General features: G+C 71.8%; 21 protein-coding genes. 3 read left to right on the plus strand and 18 right to left on the minus strand.

The annotated features are described in order from the left end of the window. Positions 1 to 20: 20 nt before the first annotated feature. Positions 21 to 506, plus strand: coding sequence for a chemotaxis protein CheW (locus ACZ5KV_RS10245; RefSeq protein ID WP_464239202.1), 486 nt, complete (start codon positions 21 to 23; stop codon positions 504 to 506). Between the two features lie 176 nt (positions 507 to 682). Here ACZ5KV_RS10245 and ACZ5KV_RS10250 read toward each other — a convergent pair whose 3' ends face one another. Next, positions 683 to 853, minus strand: a complete 171-nt coding sequence (locus tag ACZ5KV_RS10250; protein ID WP_464239203.1) for a transcriptional regulator — start codon at positions 851 to 853, stop codon at positions 683 to 685. A gap of 161 nt (positions 854 to 1,014) precedes the next feature. Between ACZ5KV_RS10250 and ACZ5KV_RS10255 the strand changes: the two genes are divergently transcribed. Then, entirely contained in the window at positions 1,015 to 1,857 is an 843-nt protein-coding gene (locus tag ACZ5KV_RS10255) for a mechanosensitive ion channel family protein (protein ID WP_464239204.1), read from the plus strand. A gap of 124 nt (positions 1,858 to 1,981) precedes the next feature. Here ACZ5KV_RS10255 and ACZ5KV_RS10260 read toward each other — a convergent pair whose 3' ends face one another. From ACZ5KV_RS10260 to thrB, 5 genes are all read right to left on the minus strand, one after another. After that, positions 1,982 to 3,391: a sensor histidine kinase gene (locus ACZ5KV_RS10260; protein WP_464239205.1), complete on the minus strand. Its 1,410-nt coding sequence runs from the start codon at positions 3,389 to 3,391 to the stop codon at positions 1,982 to 1,984. 35 nt (positions 3,392 to 3,426) lie between these two features. Beyond that, positions 3,427 to 4,068 carry a Crp/Fnr family transcriptional regulator gene (locus tag ACZ5KV_RS10265; RefSeq protein WP_464239206.1) on the minus strand — a complete coding sequence of 214 codons (642 nt, stop codon included), beginning with the start codon at positions 4,066 to 4,068 and terminating at the stop codon, positions 3,427 to 3,429. Positions 4,069 to 4,258: 190 nt separating this feature from the next. Further along, complete coding sequence (locus tag ACZ5KV_RS10270) at positions 4,259 to 4,804, minus strand: hypothetical protein (RefSeq protein ID WP_464239207.1); 546 nt, start codon at positions 4,802 to 4,804, stop codon at positions 4,259 to 4,261. A 23-nt stretch (positions 4,805 to 4,827) separates the two neighbouring features. Continuing rightward, entirely contained in the window at positions 4,828 to 5,421 is a 594-nt protein-coding gene (locus tag ACZ5KV_RS10275) for a hypothetical protein (RefSeq protein WP_464239208.1), read from the minus strand. Continuing rightward, positions 5,418 to 5,960 carry a homoserine kinase gene (gene thrB, locus ACZ5KV_RS10280; protein ID WP_464239209.1) on the minus strand — a complete coding sequence of 181 codons (543 nt, stop codon included), beginning with the start codon at positions 5,958 to 5,960 and terminating at the stop codon, positions 5,418 to 5,420. The genes ACZ5KV_RS10275 and thrB overlap by 4 nt, the downstream gene beginning before the upstream one ends. A gap of 191 nt (positions 5,961 to 6,151) precedes the next feature. Between thrB and ACZ5KV_RS10285 the strand changes: the two genes are divergently transcribed. Beyond that, positions 6,152 to 7,483 (plus strand): type III PLP-dependent enzyme domain-containing protein, encoded by a 1,332-nt coding sequence (locus ACZ5KV_RS10285; RefSeq protein WP_464239210.1) that lies wholly within the window; start codon positions 6,152 to 6,154, stop codon positions 7,481 to 7,483. Between the two features lie 76 nt (positions 7,484 to 7,559). On the opposite strand, the gene ACZ5KV_RS10290 is transcribed toward ACZ5KV_RS10285, so the two are convergent. The 12 genes from ACZ5KV_RS10290 to ACZ5KV_RS10345 form a co-directional block, all read right to left on the minus strand. After that, on the minus strand, positions 7,560 to 8,318 hold the full coding sequence (locus ACZ5KV_RS10290) for an adenosylcobinamide-GDP ribazoletransferase (RefSeq protein ID WP_464239211.1): 759 nt from the start codon (positions 8,316 to 8,318) through the stop codon (positions 7,560 to 7,562). Next, positions 8,315 to 9,136, minus strand: a complete 822-nt coding sequence (locus tag ACZ5KV_RS10295; protein ID WP_464239212.1) for an SAM hydrolase/SAM-dependent halogenase family protein — start codon at positions 9,134 to 9,136, stop codon at positions 8,315 to 8,317. The genes ACZ5KV_RS10290 and ACZ5KV_RS10295 overlap by 4 nt, the downstream gene beginning before the upstream one ends. Continuing rightward, on the minus strand, positions 9,136 to 9,987 hold the full coding sequence (locus ACZ5KV_RS10300) for a YitT family protein (RefSeq protein ID WP_464239213.1): 852 nt from the start codon (positions 9,985 to 9,987) through the stop codon (positions 9,136 to 9,138). Before ACZ5KV_RS10300 ends, ACZ5KV_RS10295 begins: the two co-directional genes overlap by 1 nt. Before the next feature lie 96 nt (positions 9,988 to 10,083). Next, positions 10,084 to 11,220 carry a glutamate 5-kinase gene (gene proB, locus ACZ5KV_RS10305; RefSeq protein ID WP_464239214.1) on the minus strand — a complete coding sequence of 379 codons (1,137 nt, stop codon included), beginning with the start codon at positions 11,218 to 11,220 and terminating at the stop codon, positions 10,084 to 10,086. Between the two features lie 50 nt (positions 11,221 to 11,270). After that, positions 11,271 to 12,452 (minus strand): Obg family GTPase CgtA, encoded by a 1,182-nt coding sequence (gene cgtA, locus ACZ5KV_RS10310; protein WP_464239215.1) that lies wholly within the window; start codon positions 12,450 to 12,452, stop codon positions 11,271 to 11,273. A gap of 73 nt (positions 12,453 to 12,525) precedes the next feature. Beyond that, positions 12,526 to 12,789, minus strand: coding sequence for a 50S ribosomal protein L27 (rpmA, locus tag ACZ5KV_RS10315; RefSeq protein WP_464239216.1), 264 nt, complete (start codon positions 12,787 to 12,789; stop codon positions 12,526 to 12,528). 18 nt (positions 12,790 to 12,807) lie between these two features. Beyond that, positions 12,808 to 13,119: a 50S ribosomal protein L21 gene (rplU, locus tag ACZ5KV_RS10320; protein WP_464239217.1), complete on the minus strand. Its 312-nt coding sequence runs from the start codon at positions 13,117 to 13,119 to the stop codon at positions 12,808 to 12,810. A 111-nt stretch (positions 13,120 to 13,230) separates the two neighbouring features. Beyond that, positions 13,231 to 14,076, minus strand: coding sequence for a phosphoribosyltransferase family protein (locus tag ACZ5KV_RS10325; protein ID WP_464239218.1), 846 nt, complete (start codon positions 14,074 to 14,076; stop codon positions 13,231 to 13,233). 2 nt (positions 14,077 to 14,078) lie between these two features. Then, positions 14,079 to 14,729 (minus strand): flavodoxin family protein, encoded by a 651-nt coding sequence (locus ACZ5KV_RS10330; protein ID WP_464239219.1) that lies wholly within the window; start codon positions 14,727 to 14,729, stop codon positions 14,079 to 14,081. Beyond that, a complete protein-coding gene (locus ACZ5KV_RS10335; RefSeq protein WP_464239220.1) occupies positions 14,726 to 14,857 on the minus strand; it encodes a hypothetical protein in 132 nt (43 codons plus the stop codon). The genes ACZ5KV_RS10330 and ACZ5KV_RS10335 overlap by 4 nt, the downstream gene beginning before the upstream one ends. Before the next feature lie 144 nt (positions 14,858 to 15,001). Next, entirely contained in the window at positions 15,002 to 15,625 is a 624-nt protein-coding gene (locus ACZ5KV_RS10340; protein ID WP_464239221.1) for an MBL fold metallo-hydrolase, read from the minus strand. Next, positions 15,622 to 16,149, minus strand: a complete 528-nt coding sequence (locus ACZ5KV_RS10345) for a nitroreductase family protein (RefSeq protein ID WP_464239222.1) — start codon at positions 16,147 to 16,149, stop codon at positions 15,622 to 15,624. The genes ACZ5KV_RS10340 and ACZ5KV_RS10345 overlap by 4 nt, the downstream gene beginning before the upstream one ends. Positions 16,150 to 16,342: the final 193 nt, after the last annotated feature.

Below are 16,342 nucleotides of genomic sequence, written 5' to 3' on the forward strand. Positions count from 1 at the left end.
ACGCAACCATGGGGGAGACCATGAGCAGGCCGACCCAGTTCGGCGACGGCGGAAGCGACCAGCTCCAGCTCGTCACCTTTTCCATCGGCGGCGAGGAATTCGGCGTGGAGATCCTGAAAGTCCAGGAGATCGTGCGCTCCATGGAGATGACCCGCGTGCCCAACGCCCCGGATTTCGTGGAGGGCGTGGTCAACCTGCGCGGCAGGGTCATTCCGATCATCGACATGCGCAAACGCTTCGGCCTGGAACGCAAGGAGCACGACAGCCGCACGCGGATCATCGTCATCGACATGAACGGCGTGGTCACCGGCTTCGTGGTCGACAGCGTGTCCGAGGTGCTGCGCCTGCCGCGCAACACCATCGAGCCGCCGCCGCCCGTGGTGGCGGGCATCGAGTCCGAATACATCAGCGGCGTGGGCAAGCTGGAGGACCGCCTGCTCATCCTGCTGGACATGGACAGCCTGCTGTCGTCCAAGGAACAGCGCCTGCTGGGCCAGGCGGTGTAGCGGCCCAGCGGCCGACGCCTCGCGCTCCGCGCGCGGGGAGGGGCGCCGCCCCGGCACGGCCCATGCCGCCAGGCAAGACAAGGCCCGCGCCCCGTTCGGGGTGCGGGCCTCGGCGTTTTCGGGCCTGCCCTGCGGCGCCCGGCCACAGCCGCCCCGGCCCTGCCGCCGCGTTGCCCCTAGGCCGGGGCGTAGAAGCAGCGCTTGGGCGAGTTGATCTTTCCGGCCTTCTTCAAGGCGTCGATGGCCTTGGACACGTCCTTGGAGTCCGCGCCCAGGGTCTTGGCGATGTCGCCGGGGCGCAGGGGCTTGCCCGCCTCTTCCAGAACTTTCAGTACCTGATCCTGCATGATGTGCTCCTTTGTGTCTTGTTTCTTTATCAGGAATTATTCCTGATAAAGATTCGCGTGTCAAGAGCCCTCTGTCTGGAAAACAGGATTGCCCCGGCTGCCCGCTGGGTGTAGATTGACCCGCAATGGGAGATTCCCAAATCACGCACGGAGGACACGGAATGGATGATCTGGTCAAGGAGGTGGCGGAGTTGAGCCGCTACCAGGAAATGGCTCTTACCTGGCTCGCGGCCTACGGCGCCCAGCTCGTGCTGGCGGTGCTCATCATCGTCATCGGCCTGTGGGTCGGGCGGCGTGTGCGCTCCCTGGCCCGGGCCACCCTGGCCCACCGCAAGGTGGACCCGCTGCTGGTGGAGTTCCTGGGCAACCTGGTCTACTGGGCCATCGCCGTGGCCGTGCTCCTCGCGGCGATCAGCCGCGTCGGCGTGGACACGACCTCCTTCCTGGCCGTGGTCGGCTCCCTCGGCCTGGCCGTCGGCCTGGCCATGAAGGATAATCTGTCCAACGTCTCCTCGGGCGTGATGCTCATCCTGCTGCGGCCCTTCACCCTGGGCGACTACATCGAGGTGGCCGGGGTCCAGGGCACGGTCAAGGCCATCACCCTGACGGCCACCGTCCTGGCCACCGCCGACAACCAGCGCATCCTGGTGCCCAACACCAAGGTCACCGGCGAGATCATCCGCAACGTCACGGCCAACGACACCCGGCGCATCGACCTGACTATCGGCATCGGCTACGGCGACGACGTGGCCCGGGCCAAGGCCGTGGTCGCCGAGGTGCTGGCGGGCGACGCGCGCGTGCTCGTCGACCCTGCGCCGCAGATCGCCGTGGCCGAGCTGGCCGATTCCAGCGTCAATCTCGTGGTCCGGCCCTGGGTGCGCACGGTGGACTACTGGCCCGCGCGCTTCGACCTGACGGAGAAGCTCAAGCTCGCCCTGGACGCGGCGGGAATCTCCATCCCCTTCCCCCAGCGCGAGGTCCACGTCGTTTCGCACAACAACTAGGCCCGCCTTCCGGCCCGGGCCGCCCCGGGCCTCCGGCCCAACGCGAACGCCCCCGTTCCTCCGGCAGGAGGGGCGGGGGCGTTCCGGCTTCCGGGCGGCGCGCCCGGCGGCTCCGGCCCGGCCCTCAGGCCGCGGCCTCCGGCGCCTGGGCGGGCAGCAGCACATGGAAGACGTTGCCCCCGGCCACGGCCTCGTGCCAGGCGCGCCCGCCGTGCAGCTCCACGATCTGGCGCACGAAGAACAGGCCGTGGCCCGTGCCGTCGGCCAGGGCTTCCCCGGCGCGGTATCCGGCCTCGAACACGCGCGCCCCGTCGGTTTCGTCCAGCGGTTCGCCGGTGGTGAAGACGCGGAAATCCACGCCGTCGGCCCCGCCCTGGCGCGCGCCCCGGCCCCGGCCCCGGCCGCCCAGGGCGCCGGGCGCCTGCTGCGCCGAGCAGGCCATGGCCTTGGGCCCGCCGTCCGGGGGCGGCGCCGTGTACTTCAGGGCGTTGGAGAACAGGTTGGAGAAGACCTGGGCGATGAGCCCCACGTCCACGGGCAGGGTCAGGTCCGGGTCGTTGCTCCGCTCCGGGCAGGGCGTCACGGCGATGCCCCGCTCGCGGAAGCGCGGCAGGAACTGGTGCAACTGCGGGGCGATGATCTGGCTGGGCACGTGGCAGGGGCGGCGCTCCAGCACGTAGCGGCCCTTTTCGAAATGGCTTTGGCGCAGCAGGGTTTCCAGGTACAGGCTGGTCTGTTCGTAATGGCGCGAGATCTCGTCGTACTGGTCGTGCAGGGCCTGATGCAGGGCCAGGATCTCGCGGCGCGACTCCGACGAGGGCGCGGCGTGGCGCCCGGGCACCTCGCCCAACTGGTCGATGGTCCGCTTCAGGCGGTTGAAGAACAGCTTGAAGGACATGTTGGGCACGATGACGTTGTGCCCGATGTCCTTGGCCAGGTTGCGGATGAAGCGCAGGTGGCGGCGGTTGGCGTCCTGCACGATGCGGTTGTGCATCTGGAAGCCGATGCGGTTGGCGTATTTTTCCCAGAACAGGCTGTCGCCCTCGGCCAGCCGCTCGGCCGGGAACAGCTCCAGGCAGCCGATGACGCCCCCGGGCGGGTCGAAGGGCAATTGCTGCACGTGCGCGGCGTTGGCGCGGATGGGGAAGTAGAGATGGCCCGCGCCCCGGGCGGGCTGGCGGGGCACCTTGTCCGCATCCGGCAGGGCCCGGCCGGGGTGCAGCGTGCCCGGCCCGCTGGCCCGGGCGCAGCGCAGGTCCAGCTCGCGCGTGACCAGATACAGGGCGCAGTCCAGCCCGAAGAGTTCCCGGGGCACCAGGGTGCAGACGTGGTGAAAGTCCGCCTCGGCCTCGAACTCCTGGACCAGGTCGAAAAAGATGTTCAGGGCGCCGCTGCGGGCCTCGTCGAAGGCGTAGCGTTCATAGGCGTCCGCCTTGTCGCGGATGCGCCGGGCAATGGCCCGGGCCCCGGCGGAGCGGGGGTCCGCCGTGTCGGGGCTTTCGGGGGCGCAGTCTGTTTTCGGGCGGCGGGGCATGCCGTGTCCACGCTCCTGCTCGGGTTGGGCCGCGTTTACTCCTGGGCGGCCTTGCGGCGCTCGGCGGCGGTGGCCACCAGGTCTTCGGTCTGGCGGATGACGATGTGCCGCTCGCGCTGGGCGTCCACTTCGAAGGCGATGAGGCCGTCTTCGGCCAGGGTGGCCAGCACGGCCTCGACGCTGTCCTTGGCGGCGTTGAAGGCCGCCGTCAGCGAGGCCAGGGTGTCCAGGTAGTTCAGGTCCGTGGCGCCGTGGCGGGCCATGAGCGCCAGGGTGTGGCACACGCCGAAGAACAGGCTGGGCACGTGCAGCGATTTTGCCGTGGCGGTCTTCAGGCGGTGGACCAGCACCGTGACCAGCGAGTTGACCATGGGCGGCGACTGGCGGATGAATTCCTCGAAGGCGTGGCGCTGGATTTCCACGACCTTGGATTCCTCCAGAGCCACGGCCGTTGCCGTGCGCCGTTCGTCGCCCAGCAGGATGGCCATCTCGCCGAACATGGACACCGGCGAGAGGATGGCCAGAACCTTCTTGCGGCCCTCGGCCATCTTGGAAATCTCCACCCGGCCCTCCTGGAGCAGGTAGGCCGTGTCGCCACGCGAACCTTCCCCGAATATGACGGCATATTTGAGAAAATTTCGGACGAGAAACGCATTTCTGGGTGCGCCCATGGCCATCCCCTTCCGCCCGGCAGGCTCCGGGCATGATCGTATCCGGGAATGTAGCCGCTTTTGGGCGTAGGGACAACAGGAAGCGTCCGCGCGGGATGGCGCGGGCCGGGCGGCCTCGGGTGCGGCCGGGGGCGGATGGCGCCGGGAGAGGCCGGAAGGACGCCCGCAGGCGCGCGGGGAAAGGCCGGGCCGGGGCCTAGAAGCGCGTCATCGCTCCTTCGCTGGCGAAGAAGATTTCCGCCGGAGCGAAGGCGCGGCGCGGAGGGGCGTCCTCGTCTTCGGGCGGGCCCTCGGGCACGAGCTTCATGCGGTAGCCGAAGGTGATGTACAGCTCGCCCGCCTCGGGCAGGGAGTCGGGGTGCAGGGTGAAGGTGAAGGGCACGTTCGTGCCCGGGCCCAGGGGGCCGGGCTCGGCCACGCGCAGGTCCTGGGCGATGACCGTGCCGCCGGCGTCGCACAGGTAGGCCGCCAGCCAGAGGTCCTCGATCCAGTGGACCGAGGCGGGCAGGGCGCCCACATCGGGCACGGCCTGGCCGCGCACGGAGAACTGATCGCCCAGCGGCGCGATGCGGTAGTCGAAGCGCCAGAATTTCATGGCCAGGGAGCGGTCGGCTTCCACCTCCCAGGCGTTGCGCTCCAGGTGGCGTACGCTGGTCTGCGAGCAGGCCGCCAGCAGCAGCGCGGCGGCAAGGGCGGCGGCAAGGGCGGCCACCGGGGCCGGAAGGCGGGTCGGGCGGGGCATGGCGGAAGTCCTGCGCAAGACGGTCACGGGGTCAACCTGGGTGGACCTTGCACCATCATCTCGGCCAGCGTCAAGTTCACCCGGGGCAGGGCCCGCAGCCGCGCGCCCAGCAGGTCCATCTCCAGGCGCGCCAGGTCGCGGTACAGGGGCGTGCGGTCCAGGGGCGCCGGGGCCGCGTCCGCCCCGGCGGGCGCGGGAAAGCGGTGGCAGCCCGGGTAGGCCTGGGGCAGGCCGTCGCGCCCGGCCAGTACATGGGGCACCCCGTGCAGGCGGCAGATCATCAGCCGGTGTTCGTACATGCCGCACAGCCCGTCGTCGTTCACCGGGCACATCACGGCGGGCCGCTCGCCGCGCAACAGGGCGTCCTGCGTTTCGCGCACGCAGGCCCGGGCGCGGTCCAGGTACGCCTCGCGCCGGGGCGCGGGCAGGGTCTCGAATCCTTTGAAGAAATACAGCCATTCCACGTAGGTGTGGTGTTGGAAATGGCTCGTGCAGCAGTTCTGGGTGCAGCCCGCGCAGGTGAAGCCCGTGCCTTGGGCCGTTGCCGCGTAGCCCTGGCCCATGCGCGCGTAGAGCGCCTCCAGGCGGCGGAAGATGGCGTTGCGGGTGCTTTTCACGTCAGGGTCCCCCGGTTCCGGAGCCAGGCGGCGATGGCCCTGGCGCAGTCTTCGGGCGCCAGGGCTCCGGAGTCCACCGTCAGGTCGGCGGCGGCCTCGTAGAGCGCCTGGCGCTCGTGATACAGGTCGGCCACGGTCTGCCCGGGGCCGATGGCCAACCCCCGGCCCTGACCCGCGCCCACGCGGCGCATCACGATTTCCAGCGCGGCATGCAGGTGGACCACCGGGCCCAGTTCGTGCAGCCGGGCCATGGCCGCCGGGCCGTAAACCACGCTGCCGCCCGTGGAGATCACGCAGCGCTTGAGGCGCAGGGCGGCCACGATGCGCTCCTCGACCTGGATGAAGGCCTCGCGGCCCAGGCCGTCGAAGATTTCCTGAAGCGGGCGGCCCAGGTCGGCCTCGATGACGCGGTCCGTGTCCAGGTGCGCCCACTCCAGGCGCCGGGCCAGAGCCTGGCCCACGGTGGACTTGCCCGCCCCGGCCATGCCGACGAGGGTCACGCAGGGGAGGTCGGTGCTTTGTCGTATCAGCTCGGCCATGGGTCGCTCTTTCGTTGCTGCCTTGCGAAAAGTGGCGGGCGCGGCGCGGTTTCAGCGGCACGCCGGGCCGCGCGGGGCGACGCCCGCCCCGGCGTTGTACGCTTTTGCCCGCCGCGGGTAAAGCCGCTTGGCGGCCCGGCGGCAGGCCGCCCAGGATTCACAACCCACGGCCCCTGGGCTATGCTGGCGCCATGAACGCGCGCATCTCCCCCCGCGAGGCGGCGGCCATGCTGACCCTGGCCCTGCGCAGCGGCCTGGCCGTCGCCCCTGGCGCCGACTGTGGCACTGCCCCCGGTGCCGCCCGTGAATCCTCCGTCGAGCCCGACACGGCCCTGGTCCTCCACGACCTGGACCGCCTGGACGCCCGCGCCCGCGAGGCCGTGGCCGCTTTCCCACCCGGCACGCTGCACGCCGTGGCCGTCAAGGCCAACCCCCTGCCGCCGCTCTTGCGCCGTCTGGCCGCGCTGGACCCGGCCCTGGGCGCCGAAGTGGCCTCCCTGCCCGAGCTGGAACTGGCCCTGGACGCCGGGCTGCCCCCCGGGCGCATCGTCTTCGACTCGCCCGCGAAAACCTGCGGCGAACTGCGCCGCGCCCTGGCCCTGGGCGTGCACCTCAATGCGGACAACTTCCAGGAACTGGAACGCATCGCCGCGCTGGTGGCCGCCATGGGCCCGCCGAAGGGCACCGTGGGCCTGCGCGTCAACCCCCAGGTGGGCGCCGGGGCCATCGCCGCCACATCCGTGGCCGCCGCCTTTTCCAAGTTCGGCCTGCCCCTGGGCGAGTGCCGCGACCGGATCGTCGCCGCCTTCGCCGCCCATCCCTGGCTCACCGGCCTGCACTGCCACGTGGGCTCCCAGGGCTGCGCTCCGGGCCAGCTCGTGGCCGCCGCCCGGGCCACCGTCGCCCTGGCCGAGGCCATCCGCGCCGCCGGGGGCGCGGTGACGGCCATCGACCTCGGCGGCGGCCTGCCCGTGACCTACCGCGACGACGACCCCAAGCCTTCCCTGGCCGACTACGCCGCCGCCCTGCGCCAGGGCTGCCCCGGGCTCTTCGCCGGACCCCACCGGCTGATCACCGAATTCGGCCGCGCCATCCACGCCGGGGCCGCCTTCGCCGCCGCCCGGGTGGAATACGTCAAGGCCTACGGCGGGGTGCGCTGCGCCGTGACCCACCTCGGCGCCGACATGTTCCTGCGCCCCTGCTACAACCCCGCCGACTGGCACCACGACACCGCCGCCGCCCGCCCCGACGGCCGCCTCAAGGCCGGCCCCGCCGTCGTCCAGGCCATCGCCGGGCCGCTGTGCTTTCAGGGCGATTTCCCCGTGCGCCAGGCCGCCCTGCCCGCCCTGGAGCCCGGCGACTGGGTGCTGTTCCTCGACGCGGGCGCCTACACCATGTCCATGTGGTCGCGCTACAACTCCCGGCCCATGCCCGCCGTCGTCGGCATCGCCCAGGGCCGGGCCGCCCTGCTCAAACCCCGCGAGACAACCGTCGACGTGCTGCGCTTCTGGCACGGCGGCTGAGGGCGCGCGCGGCGTCTGGCCGGAGCGCCGCCCCGAACACCGGCAAGGGGGCGTTGCGTCCCGGCGGCGCGCGGCCTCAGGGCAGCAGCGGCAGCCCGGAGACGGCGGTGTAGCCCATGAGGCCTGCCAGTTCGCCCCAGATGACGGCGGCGCCGAGAAAGTCGCCGTTCATGCCGCCCATGCGCCGGGCCAGGGCCGCGAGTTCGACCACGCCGAGGCAGGCCACGGCCAGGGCCGGAGCCAGGGCGACATCGGGGCGCACCGCGAGGCCGAGAACGAGGGTTTGGGTGACGACGAGCAGCAGGGCCCAGGGCGTGGCTCCGGCCAGGAAGGTGCGGCCCAGGCCGTGGCCGCGGGCCAGGTTGCGGCCCATGTAGGCCGTGGCGGCGCAGGTGGCGCGCCCGAGAACGAAGGCCCAGGCCACGGCGCCGTAGGCTCCGGCCTCCAGGGCGTTGCGCAGCAGGAAGAGCTGGCCCGCGAGGCCCACGAACAGGGCCACGGCGCCGAAGGTGCCCAGGCGGCTGTCTTTCATGATTTCCCAGAAGCGCTCGCCGCGTGCGCCGCTGCCCCAGGCGTCGAAGAGGTCGGCCCAGCCGTCCCAGTGCAGGGCGCGGGTCAGCCAGAGGGAGAGGACGAGCAGCAGCCAGGCCTGGAGCCAGGGGTGCCCGCGCAGGAAGCCGAAGAAGAAGGGGGCGGTGGCCAGGGCGCCGATGACGGCCCCGGCCAGAGGGAAGTATTTGACCGTGGCGGCGAGGGTGGCGTCGTCGTACAGGCGGGCGGGGCCCAGGCGCGAGAGGAAGGACAGGGCGGCCAGCAGGGGCGAGACGAGCTTCACGGGTGGGCTCCGGGCAGAGTCAGGGTCAGGGGTGCGGCGCAGCGCGCGGCCAGGGCCCGGGCTGCGGGGGCCTGGTTGCAGGCCAGCTCCAGGTAGCCCTGGCTGCCCGCGAGCAGGCCCAGTTCGCCGGGGGCGAGTTCGGCATAGGCGCGTACGGCGCGGGCGGGCCGGGCCGGGCCGCCCGCCGCCTGGGCGACGATGGCGGCGGCGGCGCGCAGGGGCGGGCCCCAGGTGCGGGCGTCGAGGTTCAGCACGCAGTTGCCGAAGCGGTCGACATGAATGACGGCGGCCAGGATGCGCGTGCCGCCGGGTGTGGCTTCGCGGGCGGGGCTGGTCCAGCCCGGGCGGACGAGGGCGGCGGGGTCCAGGGCGGGGCCCAGGGCTGCCGGGGCTTCGCCCCGGGCCAGGCGGGCGGCCAGGGGCGCCAGCACGTCGCGGCCGTGGAAGGTGTGCGAGGCGGCACCGTGGGCGTGGGCCGAGAGGTCGAAGACCCGGGCGCCGGGGTGCCGGGCCAGGACGAGCCCGGCAAGGCCGTTGTCCGGTGCGAGGATGGTCCGCCCGGCGGCGGCGAGGGCCAGCAGGCGCCGGGGGCCGCCCACGCCGGGATCCACCACGGCCAGGAAGACGGTGCCCGGGGGGAAGTGCTCCAGGCTGGCGGCCAGGAAGAAGGCGCCCTGGGCCACGTTGAAGGGCTCCACGCCGTGGCTCAGGTCGATGACGGGCGCGCCGGGCGCCAGGGCGGCCAGGGTGCCGCGCAGTTGTCCCGCGTAGGGGTCGGCGTCGCCGAAGTCGGTCAGCAGGGCGACGGGGAAGGGCATCAGTAGACCTTGCGCCGCGAGAATCTGTGGCCGAGGACGTTCAGCGCCGAACCGATGATGGTGAAGGCTTCGGGGTCCACGGTGTAGACGGCCTCTTCCAGACGTTTGACCTGGATGTTGTTCACCGCCGTGAGCAGAACCTTCTTGGATTTGCCGGTGAAGGCGCCGTGGCCGTGCAGGATGGTGGCGCCGCGCTTCAGGTGGTGCATCACGGCGGCGGCGACCTCGTCGCTCTTGTCGGAGATGATGATGGCGAACTTGCGCTGGTTGAACATGCCCAGGAAGTATTCCATGGCCTGGGCCGAGACGAAGACCATGGCCACGGAGTACAGGGCGCGGTCCACGTCGAGAAAGAGCATGGCGGCGAGGAAGAGCAGGCCGTTGAAGACGAACGTCACCGAGCCCATGCGCAGGCTGAAGCGCTGGTTCAGGGCCACGGCGATGATGTCCAGCCCGCCCAGGGAGCCCAGGGTGCGCAGGGCGATGCCCGTGCCCGCGCCGGAAATGGCGCCCGAGGCCAGGGCCGCGAGCATGGGGTCCCCCACGGGGGCGGTGGTGGTGAACAGCTCCATGCACAGGACCATGGCGGCCATGCCGTAGAGGCTGTAGAAAAAGAAGCGGCGGCTGACGGCGAACCAGCCCAGGGCGAACACGGGCACGGACAGCGCGGCCATCCAGATGCCGGGGCTCAGGATGCCGGTGAGGTAGTAGATCAGCAGCGCCACGCCCGAAACCCCGCCGGACACGAACTCGTGGGGCACGGCCAGGGCGGTGATGCTGTAGGCGCACAGGGCGGCGCCCAGGGTGATGAGCGCAGCGTTCCACAGAACGGATTGCGAAAAGTCGCGCATGGAAGCCTCCGGGGGCATTGTAGCGAAACCCGGCCCGGGGGCAACCCCGGTGTGCGGGGGAAGACGTTTTCGCGCGCCCGCCCTGTCGGGCGCGGGCTAGAGCGCGGCGTCGGGCAGCATGTTGTCGCGGTGGACGGCCTCGGGGTAGGGGCAGGCGCCCAGCAGCCCGGCGATGTCCGCGCTCTTGTGGCCCATGATGCGCCGCAGGTCGGCGGCCTTGTAGTTGGTCAGGCCCACGGCCACGGCCTTGCCGCCCTCGGCGACGATGCGCACCAAAGCTCCGGCGCCGAAGGTGCCCTCCACGTCGCGGATGCCCGCGGGCAGCAGGCTTTTGCCTTTTTCGGTCAGCGCCCGGGCCGCGCCCGCGTCCACCACGATGGTGCCCACGGGTTTGTCGTTGTAGGCCAGCCAGAACTTGCGATGCGAAATGCGCTTGCCCGCCGGGCGGACCCAGGTGCCCAGGGGCTCGCCGTCGAAGGCCCGCTGGAGGCCGAAGAACTCGCGGCCCGAGAGGATGAGGGTCGGCACGCCGAGCTGGGCCACGCGTCGGGCCGCCAGCAGCTTGGAGTACATGCCGCCGGTGCCGTCGGCGGTCTTGCCGCTGCACGTGGCGTCCAGGTCCAGGCCGCAGATGTCTTCGATGCATTCAAGCTGGCGCGCGGCGGGGTTCGTGGCGGGATTGGCGTCGAACACGCCCCCGGCGGAGGTCAGGTTCACGAAGAGGTCGGCGTCCACGAGGTTGACCATCAGGCTGCCCAGGGCGTCGTTGTCGCCGAATTCCAGCTCCTGCACGGCCACGGTGTCGTTTTCGTTGACGATGGGCACGGCGCGCCAGTCGAGCAGGGTGCGGAAGGTGTTCAGAACGTTGAGGAATCGCTTGCGGCTGCGCAGGTCGTCCAGGGTCAGCAGAATCTGGGCCGTGACGCAGCCGTAGCGGCCGAAGGCCTCGTCGTAGGCGTGCATGAGCCGCCCCTGGCCCACGGCGGAGGCCGCCTGCCGCGCGGGCATGCCCGAAAGCTCGCCCTGAACGGCGCGGCGCCCGGCGGCCACGGCCCCCGAGGACACCAGAACCAGTTCCAGGCCCCGGTCGTGCAGCCCGGCCATCTGGTCGGCCAGGCGGTTGACCACGCGCAAATCCAGGCCCTGGGGCGTGGTCAGCACGGCGCTGCCGACCTTGACCACCACCCGGCGGGCGGTGCGCATCGCGTGTTCGCGTTCCTGCTTCCAGTCCATGGCCCTGGCTCCGCCACGCCGCGCGCGGGGCGCGGGTGAAAGGGGGAAATCTAGTCCTGGGGCACGCTGCCGGGGGCGATGGGGGCGGCGCCCTGCGCGCCCTGATTCCGCCCGGCGCGGAACAGCCGCCACATGGCCGCCAGCAGGCGGTCCACGCCCGCGCCGGTCAGCGCGGAGATGAAGAACACCTCGCGGCCCTCGGCCTTGGCGCGCCGGGTCAGCTCCTCCAGCCTCTCGGGGGGGAGTACATCAATCTTGTTGACCACTTCAAGCTGCATTTTGGTGCCCAGCTCCGGGCTGTAGCGCGCCAGCTCGTCGTTGAGCAGGGCGAATCCGGCGAAGGGGTCGTCCTCGTCGAGCTCCTCGGCGCTGAGCAGGTGGACCAGGAACAGGGTCCGCTCCACGTGGCGCAGGAAGCGGTGCCCCAGGCCCTGGCCCAGGTGGGCGCCCTCGATGAGCCCGGGGATGTCGGCGACCACGAAGTGCTCGCCCATGTCCGAGAGCAGCACGCCGAGGTTGGGCACCAGGGTGGTGAAGGGGTAGGCCGCGATCTTGGGCCGCGCGGCGCTGATGCGCGAGAGGAAGGTGGATTTGCCCGCGTTGGGCAGGCCCAGAAGGCCCGCGTGGGCGATGACCTTGAGTTCCAGGCGCAGGGTCATTTCCTCGCCGTCCTCGCCGGGCTGGGCGAAGCGCGGGGTGCGCATGGTGGAGGTCTTGAAGTGCTCGTTGCCCATGCCGCCGCGCCCGCCCCGGCAGAGCACGACCTCGCGGCCCGGCTCGGTCAGGTCGGCCACCAGGGTCGCGCCGCCAGGGGTGCGGGAGGCGCCGTCGGGAGCCTGTGCCCCGTCTGCGTCGTCGATGGCGGCGGCCTCGGCCGCGTCGGGGGTGTCGAAATTGTCCTCATCGCCCGGGTCGTCGGCTCCGGCGGGGCCGTCCAGGCGATAGAGCAGGGTGCCCACGGGCACGTCGATGACCAGGTCCTCGGCGTTCTTGCCGTGGCGCTGGCGGCCCATGCCGGGCTGGCCGTTGCGGGCCTCGTAGAGCCGCTTGAGGCGGAAGTCGTACAGGGTCAGCAGCTTGTCCGAGGCGCGGAAGATCACGTCCCCGCCCTTGCCGCCGTTGCCGCCGTCGGGTCCGCCCCTGGGCACATGGGCCTCGCGGCGGAAGGACACGCACCCGTGCCCCCCATGCCCCGAGCGCACGGTGATGGTGGCTTCGTCCACGAAACGCATTGCGACTCCAAAGAAAAAGGGGCGGACAGCGCTGACCGCGCGATCCGCCCCGGAGATTTTCCGAGCCCGTCGCTTACGCGGGAACCACGCTCACGCGGGTGCGGACTTTTTTCTTGCGGGTGAACTTCTCGAATTTCACGGTGCCGTCCACCAGGGCGAAAAGGGTGTAGTCCTTGCCCAGGCCGACGTTGACGCCGGGATGGTACTTGGTGCCGAGCTGGCGCACGAGAATGTTGCCAGCCAGCACGTCCTGGCCGCCGAAGCGCTTGACGCCGCGGCGTTGTCCGGCGCTGTCGCGTCCGTTCCTGGAGCTTCCGCCTGCTTTTTTGTGAGCCATATCTGCCTCCCCCGGCGCCTAGGCCGTGATGGATTTGATCTTGATGGCGGTGAAGTCCTGCCGATGGCCCTGCTTCTTCATGCTGTCCTTGCGGCGGCGCTTGTGGAAGACCACGATTTTCTTGTCGCGGCCGTGCTCCACCACCTCGCAGGCGACCTTGGCCGAGGCCACGTAGGGCTGGCCCACGGTCACGCCGGCGCCCTGGCCGACCAGCAGAACCTTATCCATGACAACCTCAGAGCCGGCCTCGGCCTGAAGCTTCTGAACCCTGATGGTGCGGCCTTCCTCAACGCGGAACTGCTTGCCGCCCGTCTCGATGATCGCGTACATGAAATACCTCCAAAGAAAGAGAAAGGGCTTGTACTCGACTTCCTGGGGGGAAGTCAAGCCCTTCGGCCGGGATTGTCGCCCGAAAAGGACGATCCGTGCCCGGGGCGGGCCTCAGCGCCCGCCGGGCGTGCGCGCCAGTACAAGGACCACCACCCCGGCGGCCCCGGCGCGGCGCAGGGTCCGCGCGCATTCTTCCAGGGTGCCCCCGGTGGTCATCACGTCGTCCACCAGAAGCACCCGCCGCCCGGCCAGCGCCGTGGCGTCGGCGGCAAAGGCTCCGCGTACGTTGTCGCGCCGTCGGGCCGCGTCCAGGGTCATCTGGGGTACGGTGTGGCGCACGCGGGTCAGGGCCGCCAGGGGCACGGGGCGCTCCAGCAGGGTGCCCAGGCCGCGCGCCAGTTCCAGGCTCTGGTTGAAGCCCCGGTGCAGCAGGCGGCGCTGGTGCAGCGGCACGGGCACCACCACGTCCGGCAGGGCGGGCGGGGCCGGGGAAGCCGGGGCGCCCGGAGGCTGCGGCCCGGCCTGCGTGGCCGCAGCCGCGCGCAGCCACGTTTCGCGGGCCAGCCCGCGCAGCAGGCGCAGCGCGCCCAGGCGGCCGTGGAATTTGTAGTCGAGCACCAGGCGCCGCAGCAGGCCCTGGTAGGGCCCGTGGAACAGCAGGCGCTCCCAGGGCCGGGGCTCCAGGCGGCAGGCGGCGCACAGGTGCCCGGCCCCGCCCGTGGCGCCCTGGAACATGGCCCCGCAGCCCGGGCAACCCGGCCCGGCCCAGGGCGCCAGCTCCCGGGCGCAGGCCGCGCACAGGGGCGGCAACTCCCCGCGCCCGCGCCCGGAGGCAACGGCGCCGCAGCCGTGGCAGCGTCGCCCGAGCAGGTCGCCCAGGGTGGCGCCCAGGGACGCCCCCAGAACGCGCGCCAGGAATGCGCCCGGGCCGCCCCGGAACGTGGGGACGCACGGCATGGTCAGCCCCGCTCCCCGTCGTCGTCCGCAGTCCCCGAAGCGTTTGCGCCGTCCTCCCCCAGGGCCGCCCGGCGGCCCATCTCCAGCAGCGCCGCGCGGGCCCCGGCGTCGGCGGCGAGGTCGCCGGGCGCGTCCACCCCGCGCAGGGTCAGCGGGTCGCGCAGCTCCAGGCGGAAGCTGGCCAGGAAATATCTGAGGGTCAGCAGCGCGCCCTCGAAGAGTCGCGGGCCCACGGGCCGTCCGGCCACGAGGCAGCAGTACGCCGGGCGCGGCGCCAGGGCCGCCACGGCCGGATCCCCGGCCCGGGCGCGCTCGTACCAGCGCTGGGAGCGGTCCACCAGGGCCTTGGCCTGGGCGGGCAGGTGGTAGAAATAGATGGGCGCGGCGAGGAACACGGCGGGTGCCTGGGCCAGGGCGTCCAGCAGCCGCCCGGCGTCGTCGCCCGCGTCCTGCGGGCAGGGGCCGCCCCCGGCGCAGGCGTGGCACGACGTGCAGGGCCGCACGCGGAAGTCGCGCAGGTGCGTTACGGGCACCGGCGCGCCCAGGGCACGGGCCGCCCCCCGGGCGAACAGCCCCGCCGCCGCGTCGCTGTTGCCCCCGGCGCGCGGCGAGAGGGTCAGCACCAGCGGCGCGCCGCCGCGTGTCGCGTTCATGCCCCGCCTCCTTCGCTCTCCTCGAGCCGTTCGCGCGCCTGCCGGGTGAAGACCACGCGCAGCCAGCCCCCGTCCACCGGCTCCGTGCGCAGGGTCCACGACGGGTTGATGGCCCGTTGGTCCTCCATGGCAGGCAGGGCCTCAGGGGCGACGAGCGCCTCCACGCGGGGCGCGCGGGACAGGCGGAGATACCACCCCACCTCCATGCCCACGCCTCAGCACTTGCCGCGCAGGTCCAGGATCACCGGCTCGGTCACGGGGCCTCCGGGCGCCTAGTAGACGCCGTTCAGGAACGGGTTGTGGGCCATTTCGTCGCCGATGGTGGTCGCCGGGCCGTGGCCGCTGTAGACCACCGTTTCCGGCGGCAGGGTGAACAGGTGCTCGCGCACCGCCGCCAGCAGGATGTCCAGGTCGCCGCCCGGGAAGTCCGTGCGGCCGATGGAGCGCCGGAAGAGCACGTCGCCCACGAAGACCACGCCCTGGTCCGGAAAATGGAAGGACAGGCTGCCCGGGCTGTGCCCCGGGGTGGGCAGCACGGTGCAGGGCTGGTCCAGGAAGCGGGCCGGGCCCGGGGCCAGCGGGGTGGGCTCGAAGGGTTCGACCAGGGGCAGGCCCATAAAGCCGCCGCCGCCGAGTTCGGTGTCTTGCAGGGGCAGGTCCGCCTCGCCCAGCAGCACGGGGGCGCCCGTGGCCCGGGCCAGGGCCGCGCAGCCGTAGACGTGGTCGCAGTGCAGGTGGGTCAACAGCACGGCCTCCAGGGTCAGCCCTCCGGCGCTCAGGGCGGCCAGCACCGGCGCGGGGTCGCCCCCCGGGTCCACGAACACGGCCCGCCCCGCGCGGGAGGCCAGGTAGCCGTTGGTGCCCAGCGGGCCGAGGGTGAATGTCTGTATCTTCATTCCGTGAGTTCTCCGATCATCAGTTCCTCCAGCGGCTTGCGCGAGGACGATCCCTTCTGGTCCGGGTGGCCCAGGGCCAGCAGGGCCATGAAGGCGTAAGCCTCGGAATCCAGGCCGAGGACCTGGAGCACCTGGGGCGCCTGGTTGACGATTTCGCCCAGCCAGACTCCGCCCAGGCCCAGGGCGTGGGCCGCCAGGAGCATGTTCTGGATGGCGGCCCCGGCGGTCTGGTGGTCCTTGAGTTCGCTGTACATGGCCTCGCGGTCCAGGAACACGGCCACCAGCGCCCCGGCCCCGCGCAGGATGTGCGCGTATTTGGTGCAGTCTTCCAGGGCCTTGGCGCGCGGGTCGCCGGGCCACAGCGCCAGGAAGCGCCAGGGCTGGTTGTTCAGCCCGCTGGGTGCCCAGCGACCGGCTTCGAGGATGGTGCGCAGGGCCTCGGTGGAGACGGGTTCGGCGGTGAAGCGGCGGATGGACCGCCGCCCGAAGATGGCCGCCAGCACCGGGTTGTCGTGGTCGTGCATGGTCTTCTCCTGCTTTCGTTCGCTCCGGGGCCAGCTTACCGGAAACCGGGTTCATGTCCAGCGGGACCCGGGCGGGACCCGGGCGGGACCCCGGCCGCGCGGAAAGCCTTCCGCGCGAGGGGCTGCGGCGCGCGCCGAAAGTGGTTGCGCGGCTTTTGTCGCCCTGTTAATATTGCTTAATAGTATTGAAAAT

Source organism: Desulfocurvus thunnarius (genome assembly GCF_055390965.1).

Coding starts and splice junctions, on each gene's coding strand:
- ACZ5KV_RS10265 (WP_464239206.1), bottom strand. CDS start 4,068: ATGGCCATGGGCGCACCCAGAAATGCGTTTCTCGTCCGAAATTTTCTC.
- ACZ5KV_RS10335 (WP_464239220.1), bottom strand. CDS start 14,857: ATGGAGGACCAACGGGCCATCAACCCGTCGTGGACCCTGCGCACGGAG.
- ACZ5KV_RS10300 (WP_464239213.1), bottom strand. CDS start 9,987: ATGCGCGACTTTTCGCAATCCGTTCTGTGGAACGCTGCGCTCATCACC.
- ACZ5KV_RS10270 (WP_464239207.1), bottom strand. CDS start 4,804: ATGCCCCGCCCGACCCGCCTTCCGGCCCCGGTGGCCGCCCTTGCCGCC.
- ACZ5KV_RS10260 (WP_464239205.1), bottom strand. CDS start 3,391: ATGCCCCGCCGCCCGAAAACAGACTGCGCCCCCGAAAGCCCCGACACG.
- thrB (WP_464239209.1), bottom strand. CDS start 5,960: ATGGCCGAGCTGATACGACAAAGCACCGACCTCCCCTGCGTGACCCTC.
- rpmA (WP_464239216.1), bottom strand. CDS start 12,789: ATGGCTCACAAAAAAGCAGGCGGAAGCTCCAGGAACGGACGCGACAGC.
- ACZ5KV_RS10295 (WP_464239212.1), bottom strand. CDS start 9,136: ATGCCCTTCCCCGTCGCCCTGCTGACCGACTTCGGCGACGCCGACCCC.
- ACZ5KV_RS10255 (WP_464239204.1), top strand. CDS start 1,015: ATGGATGATCTGGTCAAGGAGGTGGCGGAGTTGAGCCGCTACCAGGAA.
- rplU (WP_464239217.1), bottom strand. CDS start 13,119: ATGTACGCGATCATCGAGACGGGCGGCAAGCAGTTCCGCGTTGAGGAA.
- ACZ5KV_RS10345 (WP_464239222.1), bottom strand. CDS start 16,149: ATGCACGACCACGACAACCCGGTGCTGGCGGCCATCTTCGGGCGGCGG.
- ACZ5KV_RS10245 (WP_464239202.1), top strand. CDS start 21: ATGAGCAGGCCGACCCAGTTCGGCGACGGCGGAAGCGACCAGCTCCAG.
- ACZ5KV_RS10330 (WP_464239219.1), bottom strand. CDS start 14,729: ATGAACGCGACACGCGGCGGCGCGCCGCTGGTGCTGACCCTCTCGCCG.
- ACZ5KV_RS10340 (WP_464239221.1), bottom strand. CDS start 15,625: ATGAAGATACAGACATTCACCCTCGGCCCGCTGGGCACCAACGGCTAC.
- ACZ5KV_RS10250 (WP_464239203.1), bottom strand. CDS start 853: ATGCAGGATCAGGTACTGAAAGTTCTGGAAGAGGCGGGCAAGCCCCTG.
- ACZ5KV_RS10285 (WP_464239210.1), top strand. CDS start 6,152: ATGAACGCGCGCATCTCCCCCCGCGAGGCGGCGGCCATGCTGACCCTG.
- ACZ5KV_RS10325 (WP_464239218.1), bottom strand. CDS start 14,076: ATGCCGTGCGTCCCCACGTTCCGGGGCGGCCCGGGCGCATTCCTGGCG.
- proB (WP_464239214.1), bottom strand. CDS start 11,220: ATGGACTGGAAGCAGGAACGCGAACACGCGATGCGCACCGCCCGCCGG.
- cgtA (WP_464239215.1), bottom strand. CDS start 12,452: ATGCGTTTCGTGGACGAAGCCACCATCACCGTGCGCTCGGGGCATGGG.